This window comes from Candidatus Chlorobium masyuteum, from assembly GCF_011601315.1.
Classification (GTDB): domain Bacteria; phylum Bacteroidota; class Chlorobiia; order Chlorobiales; family Chlorobiaceae; genus Chlorobium; species Chlorobium masyuteum.
Map to the genome: position 1 here is coordinate 556,968 of NZ_JAAORA010000001.1, position 15,896 is coordinate 572,863.

At 52.0% G+C, this 15,896-nt stretch carries 18 protein-coding genes; 12 read left to right on the forward strand and 6 right to left on the reverse strand.

From position 1 onward, the window contains the following. Nucleotides 1-101: 101 nt before the first annotated feature. The 6 genes from G9409_RS02570 to G9409_RS02595 all read right to left on the reverse strand — a co-directional run bounded on the left by G9409_RS02570 (nucleotide 102) and on the right by G9409_RS02595 (nucleotide 5,528). Entirely contained in the window at nucleotides 102-1,133 is a 1,032-nt protein-coding gene (locus tag G9409_RS02570; protein WP_166807266.1) for a VWA domain-containing protein, read from the reverse strand. Nucleotides 1,134-1,263: 130 nt separating this feature from the next. Continuing rightward, complete coding sequence (locus G9409_RS02575; RefSeq protein WP_166807267.1) at nucleotides 1,264-2,274, reverse strand: VWA domain-containing protein; 1,011 nt, start codon at nucleotides 2,272-2,274, stop codon at nucleotides 1,264-1,266. A gap of 88 nt (nucleotides 2,275-2,362) precedes the next feature. After that, complete coding sequence (locus tag G9409_RS02580) at nucleotides 2,363-3,325, reverse strand: hypothetical protein (RefSeq protein ID WP_166807268.1); 963 nt, start codon at nucleotides 3,323-3,325, stop codon at nucleotides 2,363-2,365. Then, nucleotides 3,309-4,199, reverse strand: a complete 891-nt coding sequence (locus tag G9409_RS02585; protein WP_166807458.1) for a DUF58 domain-containing protein — start codon at nucleotides 4,197-4,199, stop codon at nucleotides 3,309-3,311. Before G9409_RS02585 ends, G9409_RS02580 begins: the two co-directional genes overlap by 17 nt. Nucleotides 4,200-4,204: 5 nt before the next feature. Further along, nucleotides 4,205-5,203: an AAA family ATPase gene (locus tag G9409_RS02590; RefSeq protein ID WP_006367113.1), complete on the reverse strand. Its 999-nt coding sequence runs from the start codon at nucleotides 5,201-5,203 to the stop codon at nucleotides 4,205-4,207. A gap of 97 nt (nucleotides 5,204-5,300) precedes the next feature. Then, nucleotides 5,301-5,528 (reverse strand): hypothetical protein, encoded by a 228-nt coding sequence (locus G9409_RS02595; protein WP_166807269.1) that lies wholly within the window; start codon nucleotides 5,526-5,528, stop codon nucleotides 5,301-5,303. A 23-nt stretch (nucleotides 5,529-5,551) separates the two neighbouring features. Here G9409_RS02595 and tsaD point away from each other — a divergent pair, with 23 nt between their 5' ends. From tsaD to G9409_RS02655, 12 genes are all read left to right on the forward strand, one after another. Further along, complete coding sequence (gene tsaD, locus G9409_RS02600) at nucleotides 5,552-6,604, forward strand: tRNA (adenosine(37)-N6)-threonylcarbamoyltransferase complex transferase subunit TsaD (protein ID WP_166807270.1); 1,053 nt, start codon at nucleotides 5,552-5,554, stop codon at nucleotides 6,602-6,604. Nucleotides 6,605-6,686: 82 nt separating this feature from the next. Further along, on the forward strand, nucleotides 6,687-7,040 hold the full coding sequence (gene yajC / locus G9409_RS02605) for a preprotein translocase subunit YajC (RefSeq protein ID WP_166807271.1): 354 nt from the start codon (nucleotides 6,687-6,689) through the stop codon (nucleotides 7,038-7,040). An 8-nt stretch (nucleotides 7,041-7,048) separates the two neighbouring features. Continuing rightward, a complete protein-coding gene (gene carA / locus G9409_RS02610) occupies nucleotides 7,049-8,158 on the forward strand; it encodes a glutamine-hydrolyzing carbamoyl-phosphate synthase small subunit (RefSeq protein WP_166807272.1) in 1,110 nt (369 codons plus the stop codon). A gap of 43 nt (nucleotides 8,159-8,201) precedes the next feature. After that, complete coding sequence (locus tag G9409_RS02615) at nucleotides 8,202-9,341, forward strand: pyridoxal-phosphate-dependent aminotransferase family protein (protein ID WP_166807273.1); 1,140 nt, start codon at nucleotides 8,202-8,204, stop codon at nucleotides 9,339-9,341. A 155-nt stretch (nucleotides 9,342-9,496) separates the two neighbouring features. Beyond that, the gene (locus G9409_RS02620; RefSeq protein ID WP_166807274.1) at nucleotides 9,497-10,165 is read left to right on the forward strand and encodes a tetratricopeptide repeat protein; all 669 of its coding nucleotides are present in this window, start codon (nucleotides 9,497-9,499) and stop codon (nucleotides 10,163-10,165) included. 4 nt (nucleotides 10,166-10,169) lie between these two features. After that, on the forward strand, nucleotides 10,170-11,615 hold the full coding sequence (locus G9409_RS02625; protein ID WP_166807275.1) for a B12-binding domain-containing radical SAM protein: 1,446 nt from the start codon (nucleotides 10,170-10,172) through the stop codon (nucleotides 11,613-11,615). 70 nt (nucleotides 11,616-11,685) lie between these two features. Beyond that, nucleotides 11,686-12,111 carry a c-type cytochrome gene (locus G9409_RS02630; protein ID WP_166807459.1) on the forward strand — a complete coding sequence of 142 codons (426 nt, stop codon included), beginning with the start codon at nucleotides 11,686-11,688 and terminating at the stop codon, nucleotides 12,109-12,111. 155 nt (nucleotides 12,112-12,266) lie between these two features. Continuing rightward, nucleotides 12,267-12,599, forward strand: coding sequence for a c-type cytochrome (locus tag G9409_RS02635; RefSeq protein WP_166807276.1), 333 nt, complete (start codon nucleotides 12,267-12,269; stop codon nucleotides 12,597-12,599). Between the two features lie 230 nt (nucleotides 12,600-12,829). After that, the gene (locus tag G9409_RS02640) at nucleotides 12,830-13,162 is read left to right on the forward strand and encodes a c-type cytochrome (protein ID WP_166807277.1); all 333 of its coding nucleotides are present in this window, start codon (nucleotides 12,830-12,832) and stop codon (nucleotides 13,160-13,162) included. A gap of 171 nt (nucleotides 13,163-13,333) precedes the next feature. Next, entirely contained in the window at nucleotides 13,334-13,591 is a 258-nt protein-coding gene (locus G9409_RS02645) for a SemiSWEET transporter (protein ID WP_006367151.1), read from the forward strand. Nucleotides 13,592-13,680: 89 nt separating this feature from the next. Then, nucleotides 13,681-14,481, forward strand: a complete 801-nt coding sequence (gene proC / locus G9409_RS02650) for a pyrroline-5-carboxylate reductase (protein WP_006367152.1) — start codon at nucleotides 13,681-13,683, stop codon at nucleotides 14,479-14,481. Between the two features lie 5 nt (nucleotides 14,482-14,486). After that, nucleotides 14,487-15,845 (forward strand): BatD family protein, encoded by a 1,359-nt coding sequence (locus G9409_RS02655; protein ID WP_166807278.1) that lies wholly within the window; start codon nucleotides 14,487-14,489, stop codon nucleotides 15,843-15,845. Nucleotides 15,846-15,896: the final 51 nt, after the last annotated feature.

Genomic DNA, 15,896 nt, shown 5'->3' on the forward strand with positions numbered 1-15,896 from the left:
CGGGTACCGCAATCAAGAACGGTGCCGCCACCTGCGTACATGAGGAATGTAACAATTTTTTCTCAAGTGATCCTCACCTCTCTGTTCGCATCATCGCTTCTTTACGATTTTTGAGTCGAAGTGCGCCCTCCCCTGCCGATCATGGTTTCGACCAGAAGCAGTAACAGGCCGAAACCGAGAAAGTAGTAGTAGAGCGGTTCGCTTTCAACCGGCTCCATCACCCAGCGCGATGCCGCTGCAATGCGGTTTATCCTTGCGGAGACCCCGGTGTAAACCGGCCGCTCAGCAAGGCTGTGGAAATAAAATCCCCCGGATTGACGGGCAAGATTCTGAAGCGTTTCCGGCCTGAAGCTGGTCGTAACAACACGACCGCGTTCATCCATCTTGAGCCCTGCTCCGCCCTCTCCAAGAGGAATCACCGCTGGACGGAGCAAGCCCACCCCGATTGCAAAAACATGGATCCTTCCTTTTTTTATGCGGTTTGCCGCGGCAGGAAGATCGCCGGCGTGATCCTCTCCATCGCTGAGAAGCACCATAATTTTTTCACCTTTCGCAGCGGATGCAAGCCTGCTTTCCGATGAAGGCTCAAGAATGTTGTGAGCAAGTTCAAGCGCTGAACGGAAATCGGTTCCCTGTGCCTCGATAAGATCGGGTGAAGCCATACCGAGAAGTGCTTCAAAGGCATCCATGTCAGCGGTAAGCGGGCACTGCACAAGAGGTTTTGCAGCAAAAAGAATAATTGCCCTCCTGCCCCCTGTTACAGCACGGCTTATCCTTGATATTTCAAATTTCGCCTGCGTAAGCCGGTCAGGCTGAACATCAGCCGCCCTCATGCTGCGGGAGACATCAATCAAAAAAACCATATCAGCCCCTTTTCGCAAGATCGGCCGCCCGCCGCCTGAAAGCCTGGGGCCGGTAAGGGCTGCGAGCAGAGAGGCAATACCAAAAAAAATCATCACCTTTTTAACAACAATCACCCTGAACCCGACACCGGACATCATCGCATCTGCCAGAGATGGTGCGACAACAACTTCTCGGAGCTGAAAATGGCGAATAGCTCCATAGCCGAGAAATACGGCCAGAGGAATCAAAAGCAGCAGGTAAACGATATTTTCAGGCCAGGCAAAGGTCATAGGTTCGCTCCTCTCCGACAGTCGGTACGATAACAGGTAAAACAGACAACGGATCCGCTTGTCGGGATCGATTGCCGCTCAGGCCCCGGGGGGGCGAAACGGAGTAGATGTAGAGCGGTGTCCATAAGCATCACGGTATTCGCATCAGTCTTGTGTTGGACAGAAGTACCTCAAGAACAAGCAGCAGAACCGCCGGAAAAAGCAACAGAAAAAACAACCCTGTCCGGTGCTCGACCGGGGCTCCTGCATGACGGGCTGTTTCGAGGCGTCCGATAGTTTTGATGGTGTTATCAAGTACCGAAGGATCTTCCGCCCTGAAATAGCCTCCTCCGGTAGTCCGGGCAATCCCCCGGAGTGACGCTTCATCTATGGCGGCATGCGCACTGCTTTCAGCTGAAAGATTCCCTGCACTCCCTGTGCTTTTAAATCCGGCATTGACTACATATATCCTGATGCCGTTCTGTGCAGCAAGAGTTGCCGCTGTAGCCGGCCCGACATCTCCGGTGTTGTTCTCTCCATCGGTAATCAGGATGATAACCTTCTGCAGTGACGTTGATCCCTTGAAGCGGTTGGTTGCGATGAGAATTGCGCTCCCGATGGCTGTCCCCTCGTCCTGTATCACCAGCGGGGAGATATGATCAATCAGCATCGCAAGCACATCATGATCGATTGTAAGCGGGCACTGCGTATACCCCTTGCCCCGAAAAACCACAAGGCCGATCCGGTCGCTGGAACGGCGGAGAACAAATTTGCGGGCAACCTCCCTGGCTGCATCAAGACGGCTTCTATTGGAACCATCCTTCTGCAGCATCGACTCCGAAATATCAAGCGCCAGCATCACATCAATACCCCGCGCCTCGGCTTCAGTCTGGCGGACAACCATGCGGGGACCTGCAAGGGCAAACACACAGAGCACAAGAGCGCTCCAGCGCAGCCATTGCGGCAGATGGCGCAGCTCCCTTCTTGCTTCAAATCCGGAATCCCGAAGCCGTTCAAGACCGGGGAAGAGTATCACCGGATTCTTGCCAAGCCGGTCGCGCCGTACCCTGACCCATGCAAGCAGAGCAAGCAACGGCAGGAGCAGCAGCCACCATGGTGCTGCCAGCTCAATAGCGGGTATTCGTGCGATCCACTCCTGCATAGCCACTTGTTTTATCTCAATGATGCAAAATCACGCCCTGAAATCCCTCCGGATCTATCCTGCTCTGTTCAGTATCAGAACACACAATCTACACGCCAAAACCCGAATCCTCAGCAGGTCGGGCGGAGCGGATAACCTCTTCGGCTTTCTGGAGGGAGTTGCGGGACTCCTCAATATCGGGACGGCGGCCGGCAAACTTGACCAGATCGGCCTGTTTGAGAAGACTCATGATGCTCTCAAAACCGGCAACACCAAGCTTTTTCAAATCGCGCTCAATCTCCTGCGTGACCGCTTCGAGTGCCCTGATGCGGTAGTGGTTTTCAAGGAAGGAGCGCATGATGTTGCTCAGCTCTTCATAGCACTCCGGTGGCGGCATTCCGGCAGAGAGCCTGGAGCCGAGTTTGCGAAGCTTGCGCCGGGCAACCTGACCGGGATCAACCGTTTCGGCACTCTTGCGCACTGCCCGTTTTACGAGAAAGAGCAGCACCAGAACGACAACCGCAATGCCGAAGAGGAGTAAAATAAAGGGAAGTATCAGAAAAAAGGGAATCGAAGGTTTTTCCGGAGGTTTGATGGGCCTGAGTTCGCGCATCGAAGAGTCGGTAAGCGCCTTGACAAAAACCGGAATCGTCGCTCTATAGACAACCTTTCGGGAAATGCGCCCTTCGCTGTCGCGCAGGACAACGGTTAAAGGCGGAAGAAGCTGCCTGCCGCTTCCGAAAAGAGCAAGATCGAGTTCAAAACGCTCTCTGCCGCTACCCGGAGTGGAGAGCAGGGAGGAGGCGCGCTGGAGGGAGATCAGTTCGAACTGCGGTTTTGAAGCCGGGTCAAGTCCTTCAAGCGAGGCAACCTCGCGCTCAGCGTGCTGCACCCTGATAATACAGCGGATACGGTCGCCAACGAGTACCGTGTCGGGCACAACCGTCACCCGGACTCCCTGATAGAGCGGGCCTTCAACCGCCCGGAGCGGAACCGGCAGAGCAAAGGCAAACAGCAGAAATAAAATCAGGCTGCATGCTCCGGTCCGAAACCATTCACACCTTGCGTTCACGATACCGGAAAAACGAGTTCAGTTCACCAATGAAAGAGCGGTCGGTATCGAGAAAAATCGAGTCAATGCGCATGCGCCGGAGCCGCTGGCGAAGCTCTTCATACACTCTCGACTGCTCACTGCGGTAACGCTCGATCTTGCGGCGGCTCCCCCCGTCCAGGGTGAGACGCAGGCCTGTCTCCGGCTCTTCGAGATCAAGCAGAGCGCTGAGCGGCAGCGCTTTGTCAAGCGGGTCACTCAGATGGACCAGCACAAAGTCGTGACGGGTATTGAGCTGCTTCATCCCTTTTTCATAGTCGTTGTCAACCAGATCGGTCAGAAGAAAAATAATCGACTGCCTTCTGAGCGCGTAGCGGATAAAGATGAGAGCGGCGTTGATATCGGTCTTGCGACTCAGGGGCTTGAAGCGGAAAAGCTCTTCAAGAATAACCAGAACATGCTGGCGACCTTTGCGGGGGGCAATAAAGGTTTCCACCCGGTCGGTAAAAACAAGAAGGCCTACCTTATCGTTGTTCTGTATGGCACTGAAAGCAAGTACGGCGCTGAGCTCAAGGGCAAGCGCTTTTTTGCTGCGCTCCCGGCTGCCGAACTGCATTGATGCCGAACCGTCAACAACAAGCAGAAGGGTTCGTTCCCGCTCTTCGGTAAAGAGCTTGACATAGAGTTCATGTTTGCGGGCGGAGGTGTTCCAGTCAATGGCCCGGACATCATCACCATACTGATATTCACGGACATTACTGAACTCGATCCCTTTGCCCTTGAACGAGGAGTGATACTCGCCGCTGAAGAGCTCGCTGGCCATGCGCTTCGAACGGATTTCAACTCGCCGTATGAGTTTCTGAAGCTCCTTCAGGTACTCTTCACTGTTTTCCATAGCGCTCATGGCACCTGCACATGCTGGAGAATCTGACGGATAATATCGTCTGAACGAATATTGTCGGCTTCGGCTTCATATCCCGGCCTTATGCGATGGCGAAGGGTATCATAGGCGATTGCCTTGACATCCTCAGGGGTTATATATGGCCGATTCTGCAAAAAGGCGTGCGCCTTGGAAGCAAGCAGAAGAAAGATCGATGCTCTGGGAGATGCGCCGTACTCGATCATGGTCTCAAGCGATTCCATACCGTAGAGTGCCGGTTTTCTGGTGGCAACAACAAGATCAACAATGTAGCGCTGTACCCTCGGATCAACATAGATACGGTCAATCAGTCCTCTTGCCTTTGCAATATCATCCGGCTGCACGACCGCCGTAATCTCCTTGTCTGTCGCGGTTGTGGCCGACTGCAGCATAATCTCAAGCTCTTCATCGTAGGATGGATAATCGACCAGCACCTTCATCATAAACCGGTCTACCTGCGCCTCCGGCAAAAGATAGGTCCCTTCATGCTCGATAGGGTTCTGGGTAGCCAGCACCATAAAGGGCTCCTGAAGGGGAAAGGTCTGATTGCCGATGGTAACCTGATGCTCCTGCATCGCCTCAAGCAGGGCAGACTGCACCTTGGCCGGTGAACGGTTGATTTCGTCGGCGAGAATGACATTGGCAAAAACCGGCCCTTTGCGGGGATAGAACTCCATGTCTTTCGGATTGTAGATCATGGTTCCGATAAGATCGGCGGGAAGCATGTCGGGAGTAAACTGGATCCGCTGGAACTTCAGATTCATGGCGGCAGCAAAGGTTCTGATAATGAGCGTCTTGGCAAGACCCGGTACCCCTTCAAGCAGGATATGACCATTAACCAGGAGGGCAATGAAGACTCGCTGGATAACCTCCTTCTGACCGATAATCCGGCGCGAAAGCTGTTCCTCTGCCTTTTCAAGAAAACGGGAGGCCTCCGTAATCTGCCTGCCCAGTTCCTCCAGTTCTACCGCATACTGCATAGCATCTCCATCGTTCATTTTCTTTGAAATAACGGCATGCCGCTGATCGCCGCAAGCCGCTCAAATCGATGTTACCCTCCCCATGCAATCCGGAGCATCACCTCTTTTTGATAAAACCCCTTAGGCCGAATAGAATCAAGAGCAGACCGCCGATCAGCGCAGACCAGGAGTAGAGATCAGAAAGGTAACTGAGACTGTTCCAGATACCAACTTCGGGAGCAAAGAGCAGGATCAGATCTGCACCGACAAGTATAATCAGAACATGGAGAAAACTTACCTTGACATGCGGTTTGCTATTATTCTCGGGTTTGTTAGCTTTGGCCATAGCTCTACAGAAAAAATCAGTCCATGAAAATTTTAGGTATCGAAACCAGTTGTGATGAAACCTCGGCATCCGTTATCTGTGACGGCAGGGTCGCCTCCAATGTCGTCAGTTCTCAGCGGTGTCACACAAGCTTTGGGGGTGTGGTGCCGGAACTCGCTTCGAGAGAGCACGAACGGCTTATCGTCTCGATTGCCGATGCTGCAATAACCGAAGCAAATATAACAAAAAAAGAGCTTGATGTCATAGCCGCCACGGCAGGACCCGGCCTTATCGGTGCCGTCATGGTAGGGCTCTGTTTTGCCCAGGGTCTCGCATGGGCACTCGGAGTACCCTTCATCCCGGTCAACCATATTGAGGCGCACATGTTCTCCCCGTTTATTGATGAAGGCGCCTCTCATCGCGCACCCGAAGGGGCTTTTATCTCCCTGACGGTCTCTGGAGGTCACACGCTGCTGTCGGTAATAGAGCAGGACCTCTCTTATGAGGTTATTGGCAGAACGCTTGATGATGCTGCCGGAGAGGCCTTCGACAAAACCGGCAAGATGCTCGGGCTCCCCTACCCGGCCGGCCCGGAGATAGACCGGCTGGCAAAAGTGGGTGATCCGAAATTCCATGAGTTCCCCAGAGCGCTCACCTCCCGGTCACAGACCAGTAAAAGTTACGACGGCAATTTCGATTTCAGCTTTTCCGGCCTGAAAACCTCGGTCCTCACCTTTCTGCAGAAACAGAAACCGGAATTCATAACAGCAAACATACAGAACATTGCGGCCTCCATTCAGTGGGCTATCGTCAGTGTACTGGTTGAAAAAACCATTGCCGCAGCACGCTCCCGGGGCATAAAAGAGATCTCAATCGCCGGAGGCGTAAGTGCCAACTCGGGACTCAGAGCAATGATGCTCGCTGCCTGCAAGAAAGAGGGCTTCACGCTCTATCTGCCCGGTGCCGTTTACTCGACTGACAATGCCGCCATGATCGCCACACTGGCCGGAGTAAAACTCTCACGGGGCATGAAAGCCGAACGGCTGTACAACATTGCGCCCTTCGCCAGCTTCAGCTCCGGCAGACCGAAGCTGTGATTGAAATAGTTCCATAAATACATTACATTATTGCTCACAAATTAAAGCTGTAACGATTTTTTATCCATATCACGATATAACCATGCATAACAGTATTCTCGCTCTGCTTCTTTTTGCGCCTCCTGCCGGCGGCCCTGCACCGAATCCCTTCCTGCAGATTGTTCCGATGGTGCTTATTTTTGTTGTCTTCTACTTTTTCATGATCCGTCCGCAGCAGAAAAAACAGAAAGAGAAGGAGAAGGTTCTGGACAGCCTGAAAAGAGGAGACAAGGTTGTCACCATAGGCGGTATTCACGGTACGGTTGCCGGAATCGACAGCGATAAAAAGACTGTACTGGTGCAGGTGAACGAAACCACTAAAATCAAGTTCGACCGTACTGCTGTTGCCAATATTGAAGCACAGGATTCGGGCGATAAACTTACGACCAAGGAATGAGCAGAATAATGCAGCCAACTCCAGCAAAATTGGTACTGGAAAACGGATCTGTCTATTGCGGAACAGCATTCGGCCATATCGGAGAGACATCCGGAGAGGTGGTTTTCAATACATCGCTGACCGGGTACCAGGAAATTCTTACCGACCCATCCTATACCGGCCAGATGGTACTGATGACCTATCCACTTATAGGCAACTACGGCATCAATATCTCCGATAATGAGTCATCGAAAATGTGGGCCTCGGCCTTTATTATCCGTGAGCTCTCCAATGTCCACAGTAACTTTGAAGCGACCGAATCTCTGGACTCCGCACTCAAGAGAGCAGGAATTATGGGGCTTTCCGGGATTGATACCCGCAAGCTTGTTCGCGAAATCCGTGAAAAAGGGGCAATGAGAGGGGTTATCTCCGCTCTGGACAGCGACAACGAAAGTCTCCGTCAGAAAGCCCTGAGCACTCCTGAAATGAGCGGACAGGATCTGGTCAAAACCGTCACAACAGTCGAAAACTACACGCTTGAAAAAGCCGATGCCCGATACCATGTAGCCGCAATTGATTACGGCATCAAAACCAATATTCTGCGCATGCTCCGGAATTCGGGGTGCCGGGTAACAGTACTCAAGGCCGGAACTCCGGCTGAAGAGATCATCAGGCTCAACGCTGACGGGGTATTTCTCTCGAACGGCCCCGGTGATCCTGCAGCTGTAGGCTATGCAATAGAGACCATCAAAAAACTGGTTGAGTACAACCGCTCAACAAAGCCTCTGCCGATCTTCGGCATCTGCCTTGGCCACCAGCTTCTCTCGCTCGCGTTCGGCGCTGAAACCTACAAGCTCAAGTTCGGCCATCACGGCAGCAACCATCCGGTTAAAAATCTCAAAAGCCGCCAGATAGAGATAACGTCACAGAACCACGGCTTCTCGGTAAACATGGAGTCACTTCCCGAAGATCTTGAAATGACCCATCTCAACCTCTACGATCATACGGTTGAAGGGGTAAAGCATAAAACACTCCCCTGCTTTTCCGTGCAGTACCATCCGGAAGCCGCTCCGGGACCACACGATTCGCACTATCTGTTCGGGGAGTTTACCTCGCTGATGGATCAGGCGAAAAACTGACATTGCAGGATCTCTTTAATTATAAAACCCATTTTCTGAAGAGATGAAAAAAAGATTATTTACTCCGGGACCGACGCCGGTTCCTGAAAATGTCATGCTTCGCATGGCCGCTCCGATTATCCATCACAGAAATCCTGAGTTCATGGAGATTCTGACCAGGGTTCATGAGGATCTCAAGTATCTCTTCAGAACCAGCCAGCCTGTTGTTGTGCTGAGCTGTTCCGGCACCGGCGGCATGGAAGCCGCTATCTCAAGCCTCTTCAAAAAGGGTGACAAGGTTATCACCGTCAATGCCGGCAAGTTCGGCGAACGCTGGGGTTCACTGGTGCGTATCTTTACCGGCAACTGCATAGAGGAAAAAGTTGAATGGGGTTCCGCCATTCAGCCTGAACGCCTTGCCGAACTGCTTAAAGAGCACCCGGATGCCAAAGGGGTCTGCCTGACCCATTCGGAAACATCAACCGGAACGGCAGCTGATATCAAAAGTCTCAGCGCACTCATTCGCGAAAACTCTGATGCCCTTGTGCTCGTAGACGGTATTACCGCTGTTGGTGCCCATGAGTTCCATTTTGATGACTGGGGTGTGGATATCTGCATCACCGGATCACAGAAAGGGCTTATGATGCCTCCCGGACTCGCCCTTATCGCCATCTCTGAAAGGGCCCAGGATATCATCAATGGTCAGAAAGAGATACCCCAGTTCTACCTGAGCCTCAAAAAAGCACTCAAGGCCCATGCCGATGACGACACACCCTTCACTCCTGCGGTTTCGCTGGTAATCGGCCTCGATGAAGCACTGCAGATGGTTCGGGCAGAAGGCATTGAAAATATCTGGAAACGCCACGAAAGCCTTGCTAACGCCTGCCGTCAGGGTTGCAATGCTCTTGGCATGAAGCTTTTCAGCAACTCACCCTCGTTTGCCGTTACTCCGGTCTGGCTCCCTGAAGGAGTTGCATGGTCGGCATTCAACAAGGCGCTGAAAAACAGCAACGGCATTACGGTTGCGGCTGGTCAGGATGAGTTCAAGGGGAAAATTTTCCGTATCTCCCATCTCGGCTACTATGACGAGCTCGACATGCTGACGGTTATCGGCGGCCTGGAGAGGGCACTGAAGGAGATAAACTTTGATTTTGAGATCGGAGCCGGGGTCAAGGCTGTTCAGCAGGCTTTTCTCGGTAAATGACAGGTCAAAGAGTTAACAGCAGAGCCCTGAATACTCAGGGCTTTGCTGTTTATAATGCGCAAAATATAGTGCCACCTCCAGGCATATTATGCGCGCTGCCCAAACCTTTTTGAGTTTCAGTTCATGCTCGTATCTTTAGAAAAAGCACTCCGGCCATGATCAGACTTTCCGTACTTTTTCTGTTTGTTACCTTCACCTCTTCCATTCCGGAGATGTTCAGCGAGTACCGTCTGAAACTCAAAGCCGATGCCCTCTATAACGCGCATGCCTACAGCCGTGCGGAAACCGCTTTTCGCATGCTCCTGCAGAGTGGCCGTGAACCGAAAGGAGCGGCATCTTCACGATACAATCTGGCCTGCTCCCTCTACATGCAGGGAAAATACCGTGAAGCCGCATCCCTCTTTGCTCACAAAGCTGCCTATACACCGCAACAACAGGCCACAGCCAGCAAATCGCTTTTCAATGAAGGCAACGCGCTGGCAATGAACGCAATCAACACAAGAGAAAAAACACAAAAAACAGCGCTGTTCCGACGTTCACTTGCCCGCTTCAAATCTGTGCTTCTCGTTGATCCGGATGACGGTGATGCAAAAATCAACTATGAAATAGTGCAACGATACCTTCAGGAACTGGAGAGTCCTCCTCCGCAACCCTCTTCCGGTTCCGGAAATCCGGCCAATGCGCACCCTGATTCAGGAATCGGTAGCGATGTGGCGTCGCGCATTCTCGAAAAAGCTCAGCAGGATGAATCCTCACTGATGCGGCAAATTCCCCGGAGCAGCAAAGCTCCTGCAGAGGAGAGCCGCAACAACCGGGACTGGTAGCACCATGGCTGCACATAAAAAAGTTCTGCTGGTTTTTCTTCCTTCCGAAAGCGGAGTTGACGGTGCCCGATCGCTTTACAGCGAGAACCGCAGTAATCCGCTCACCACCTGGTTCAACGGTTCACTGAGAACCCTTATCAAGAAAAGCCAGTTCGCTATTCCTCCGCTCTCACTCATGATCCTCAGCTCAATTGAAGTCCCGGGTGTAGAACAATCTATCTGCGACATGCGCTTTGAAGCGTTTCCGTTTCATGAAAGCTGGGATCTTGTCGGGCTCAGCGTTCAGACCGGAATGGCACGGCAGGCGTTTGATCTTGCCGACCGGCTTCGCAGAGAGGGAACCCCTGTAGCGCTTGGCGGAGCCCATGTAACACTCTTTCCTGATTCATGCAGGCCGCATGCGGATCTGCTGGTACACGGAGAGGCCGACGACCTGTGGAAAGAGGTACTCACCGACCTCAAGTCAGGATGCCTGAAGCCCGACTACTACTCCGGAAGTTTTCCGGATATGAGTATTGCAAGACCGGTCAGTAAAGCCTCCTTGGTTCCAGGCCGCTACTTCACGACCAACCTGATCCAGACCGGAAGAGGGTGCCCGCACAGTTGTGATTTCTGCAATGTGCATGTCCTCAACGGCCACACACTCCGCCGAAGGGCAATCAGCGACATTGTCAGTGAAGTCGCCCGCTTTCAGAAGTATGACCGCAGGATTTTCTTTTTTGTCGACGACTCCATCAATGCCGATCCCGCCTATGCCCGGGAGCTCTTTCACCAGCTTGCCCCCCTTAAAATCAGCTGGTTCGGACAGGCAACAACTACACTCGGCCAGCAGCATGAGCTGCTTGAGACCTTCGCCCGCTCAGGTTGCCGCGCACTGCTTGTCGGCATCGAGAGCATTGAAGCAAAAAGCCGAAGCGCACACAAAAAAAATCAGAACAGGAGCACAGAGCTTGCAGGAGCAATCAAGAACATCAGGGAGGCAGGCATAAGCCTTTATGGCAGTTTTATTTACGGGCTTGATGGCGATACACTTGAAACCCCTGCCGCTATACTTGATTTTATCAGGGAAACAGGGCTTGACGTCCCCGGTATCAATATTCTGCGACCCACTCCCGGTACCAGGGTTTTTGAACGGTTGAGAGAGGAGGGGCGACTGCTCTTCGACCCCCGCGACATCACGGCCTTCCGATACACCTTTGGTCAGGAGATGCTCTACCGGCCAAAAAACATCGATCTTGAAGCGTTTGTCGAGAGCTACTCCACCCTGACCCGAAAAATATTCACCATTAAAAACTCGGTAACAAGAGGCTTTGCCGCTCCTTCCGCCAAAGCTGCGGTCATGCTCTTCAACATGTTCTACACGCATCTCTACGGCCTCTCACGCCACGACCTCAAGCATCAACTGGCTGCAAACAGATTGGAAAATACCATTTTGCCTTACGCTGAATAATTTTTAAACTGTCCCTATATTTTCAGCAGCTCATCCGGCTCTACAACGTTAATCCGATACTATCATGACCATGAAACCACTCCTGCCGCTTTTGACCGTAAGCCTCTTTACTCTCGGCGCCTGTGGACTTGAAAAACCACCGGCAAAAATCGTCTTCCCTGAAGATAAAACCGCCGCTGCTCCGGCACCGGCTCCAGCCGCTCCGGCCGCTCCTGCTGCTCCCGCAGCTCCGGTTGATCCCAAGTTTGCTGCGGCAAAAACCCTCTATGACGCAAGCTGTGCCTCATGCCACGATGCAGCCTTGATGGGTGCACCGAAGCCCGGCGACAAGGCCAACTGGGCGCCCCGCATTGCACAGGGAATCGCAACTGTTGAAAGCAATGCCATCAAAGGGTTCCAGGGCAAGGTCGGCATGATGCCGGCAAAAGGGGGTTCAACCCTTACCGATGACGAGATAAAGAGCATTGTCGCCTATCTTGTTGAAGTATCAAAGTAAGCGTGTAATCCATTTTTCACTGCAGAGGGAGCCTGTCGCACAGGCTCCTTTTTTTAATTGGCAATAATTAGGATAGCTGGTATTTTAATTGTAATACTCATGAAGTATGCATGCTTGCACACAACAACCTGTCTCTAATTCTAAAGGAGTATTTTATGTCCCGTATTATATTAGCCACACTCTGTGCACTCGCTGTTTTTACCTTCAGTGCTATTGAAGCTTCTGCGGCCAACGTTACTACCGGAAAAACCGTTTACGATGCGAGCTGTGTGACCTGCCACAAAACCGGCCTGATGGGTGCGCCAAAACTCGGTGACAAGGCAAACTGGGCACCGCGCATTAAAAAAGGCAATGCAGTGCTCGTCTCCAACTCCACCAAGGGCTTCAAGGGAAAAGTCGGCGTCATGCCGGCAAAAGGTGGAAACCTGAAGCTTACCGACATGCAGATCGCCGATGCAGTAGCCTACATGGTCTCGGCATCAAAGTAGGAACTCTTCCTCATTTTCTCCACAGCAGGAGCCAAACTCAACGGCTCCCGCTCTATTTTTGCGGCAATATTACAGAGAACCGGCACTATTACCATATCTACAGGATGATTTTCCTGCCGATATTTGGATAGCTTGTGTTTTAATCGTATTAATAAAGGTTTGTGTCTACACGCACACAACAGCATATCATCCCATAACAACCCCGAAAACAATAAAAAGGAGTAACCTCTATGTCTCGTATTATCTCTGCGGCCCTTTGTTCGCTCGTTGTTTTTGCTGTAAGCTCTTCTGATGCCTTTGCTGCCAATGCTGCAGCAGGCAAAGCTACGTATGATGCCAGCTGCAAAACCTGCCACCTTGCCGGTCTGATGGGTGCGCCTAAACTCGGCGACAAGGCAAACTGGGCACCGCGTATCAAAAAAGGCAATGCAGTTCTGGTCTCCAATGCCACCAAGGGATTCAAGGGTGCTGTTGGCATGATGCCTCCGAAGGGCGGCAATGCCAAGCTGACCGATGTACAGATTGGCGATGCAGTAGCCTACATGGTCTCGGCATCGAAGTAAGCTCGATAAGAACATTCAGATAAAAAAAGGCGGGATAATCTCCTGCCTTTTTTTATGTCCGGGCGTCACTACGGTTAAAAAAGAAATCATTCGAATCAATGGCTCGGTATTGTCACATCCCCTGCTTATTTTGTTAAACAAAGACAAATAAGCTTATAGCACGTAAAAACAATGATGCAACACTCTGAATATCTCGGCTATGCTGCCGGCATCATTACCACCCTGGCATTTCTTCCCCAGGCTTTCAGGATTTTCAGCACCCGTCGAACACGCGACATCAGCCTTCTTTGGGCTCTTGCAATGAATACCGGTATTGTACTCTGGCTCCTCTACGGCATTGCAAAAAACGACCTGCCGATGATTGCCGCCAACAGCATCTCCCTCATTCTGCTCATGATCATTCTTTTTTTGAAACTGCGCTACCGATGAGAGTCGAAGAGCTCCGGCACCGGAGTGGAAAATTCACTGAAAACATGTACATAGCGATAGACAATACAGACAAATAAATAGCTCACTCAATGAACAGCCTTCATCTCGGATTCATCGGAACAGGAAGAATTGCCCGTGCGCTGATTGCCGGTCTCAGCGAAAAAGCCGATACCGTTATTTCCGGTTATGACAGGGAGCCTGCTGCCCTGGCCTCCATTGCCGCCGACTATCCGGTTAAACCATGCCACTCGATTGAGGAGCTTGCGCAGTGCTCAAGGGTAATCATCCTTGCCGTCAAACCATATCAGATTGCAGAGGTGGTCGGAGTGCTGAAACCGGCGCTCGGCCAGGATCATCTGCTGATCAGTGTGGCTGCGGGCATATCCTCTGAATTCATCAGAAACAGTGCTCTTGACACCACAAAAGTTATCCGGGTCATGCCCAATACTCCGGCATTTGTTGGTGAAGGGATGACGGCCGTCAGCAGAGGAAAAATGGCCTCAGACCTGGATGTTGCCCTTGCCTGTGAGATCTTCAGCGCCATCGGACGGGTAGCTGTACTTGACGAGACACAAATGGATGCGGCAACTGCGCTCTCCGGAAGCGGCCCGGCCTATATGTTCCATATTCTTGATGCACTTGCAGCAGGAGGAGCTGCATGCGGCCTTACGGAAAATGAAGCCCGTATCCTGAGCGCACAAACCATGCTTGGAGCCGCCAAAATGGTGCTCTCGGGAGATAAAAGCCCGGAAGAGCTCAAACGGGAGGTAACAACACCCGGCGGCACTACGGAGGCCGGGTTGAAGGTGATGGATGAACAGAACATCCGGACAACTCTTATGGAAACCGTTGCAGCAGCAGCGCTTCGATCCAGGGAACTGATGAAATAAACATTATGGCAGGAGGAGTTGATTATTTCCGATTCCGGGCGGCCGTTCTGCTCGTTACACTGCTCTGCGGCACTACCGCTTACGGAGCATCCGGAGATAATGCAGCAAACAAACCCTTCCTGCTCTCCTCAATCAGCAACAGCCGTCCATGGGTAGGCGAAGAGACCATGCTCACCTATCGGCTCTATTTCAAGGATATCGCCCCGAAAATATCCAATGAAACAAACCCTTCGTTTCAGGGCATCTGGGCAAGGGAGTCCGTCGCTGAACGCTATATCAAAAGCATCCCGGTCACCGTTCACGGCGAACCATTCAGAAGTGCTGTGCTCAAGCAGTTCAGGGTTGCTCCTGTACAGAGTGGACCGATAAGAATTTCAGGCTACAGCATGCTTTGCTCACTCCCCCAGGAACCGCTTCTGAATAGTGAAAAAAAACCTGCTGAAAACCGTATTCAGCTCAGGGCTCCCGATATTTCCATATCAGCACGTGCACTGCCTGAACCTCTGCCGGATGGGTTCTCCGGGGCTGTCGGCACGTTCCAACTTGAACTCTTTGCCGATAAATCAACACTGAAGGCGGGAGAACCCCTTAAACTGGCACTGGTACTTTCAGGAGCCGGAAACCTTTTTACCCTTAAACTGCCAGCGCTTCATCTGCCTGAAAGCTTTCGACAGACTCCGCCGGATGTGACAACAATCCTGAATAAAGAGTCGGTTGAGACTGCGGGAAGCAAAACGTTAACGGTTACATCCTGGCCACAATCGCCTGGCAGCTTCACCATCCCGGCAATCAGAACGGTTGTGTTCAATCCGAAAACAGCACAATTCATCACCCTGCATTCCAATCCCGTCACTCTATCCGTAACCAAAACCGCAGAGGGATCCGGATCCCCGAGCGAACCCCTGACTCCCCGAAGCAGTGATAGTGAATACACAGGAACCCATGCAGAGCGCTGGATAATCGTTGCGGCAATCCTTCTGCTGCTTGCTGCAGCAGGATTTGTCATACTCAGAAAAAAACAGATAAAGAGGCAAAAAAGCGGTGCAGGAGTGCCGCATGGAGAGTCAGGCACCGATATCAGTCAATCAGCCGCCAATGTCAAACAGCAGCTGTTTGCCCTGCTCAGAGAGAAAGGGATAAAAAGTCCTGGCGGGCTGACAAGAAAAGAGCTGAATAGTGCACTACGGGAAAACGGAATCACCAAAGAAGTTATTGCGGAAGTCACAGAACTGCTTGAGGCACTTGACCGGGTACTTTACGCACCTTCCTCAAATAAGGCAAACCCTCTTCCCGAGAGTGTTGCCGCAAAGGCCGAAAGACTGCTGCAAAAAATCAAAACCTTCGACGGTACTCCCCGGAAATAGCGCCCGGCAGAGGACAGACTCCAGGCCGGCAACAACAGGTCACCACACCTT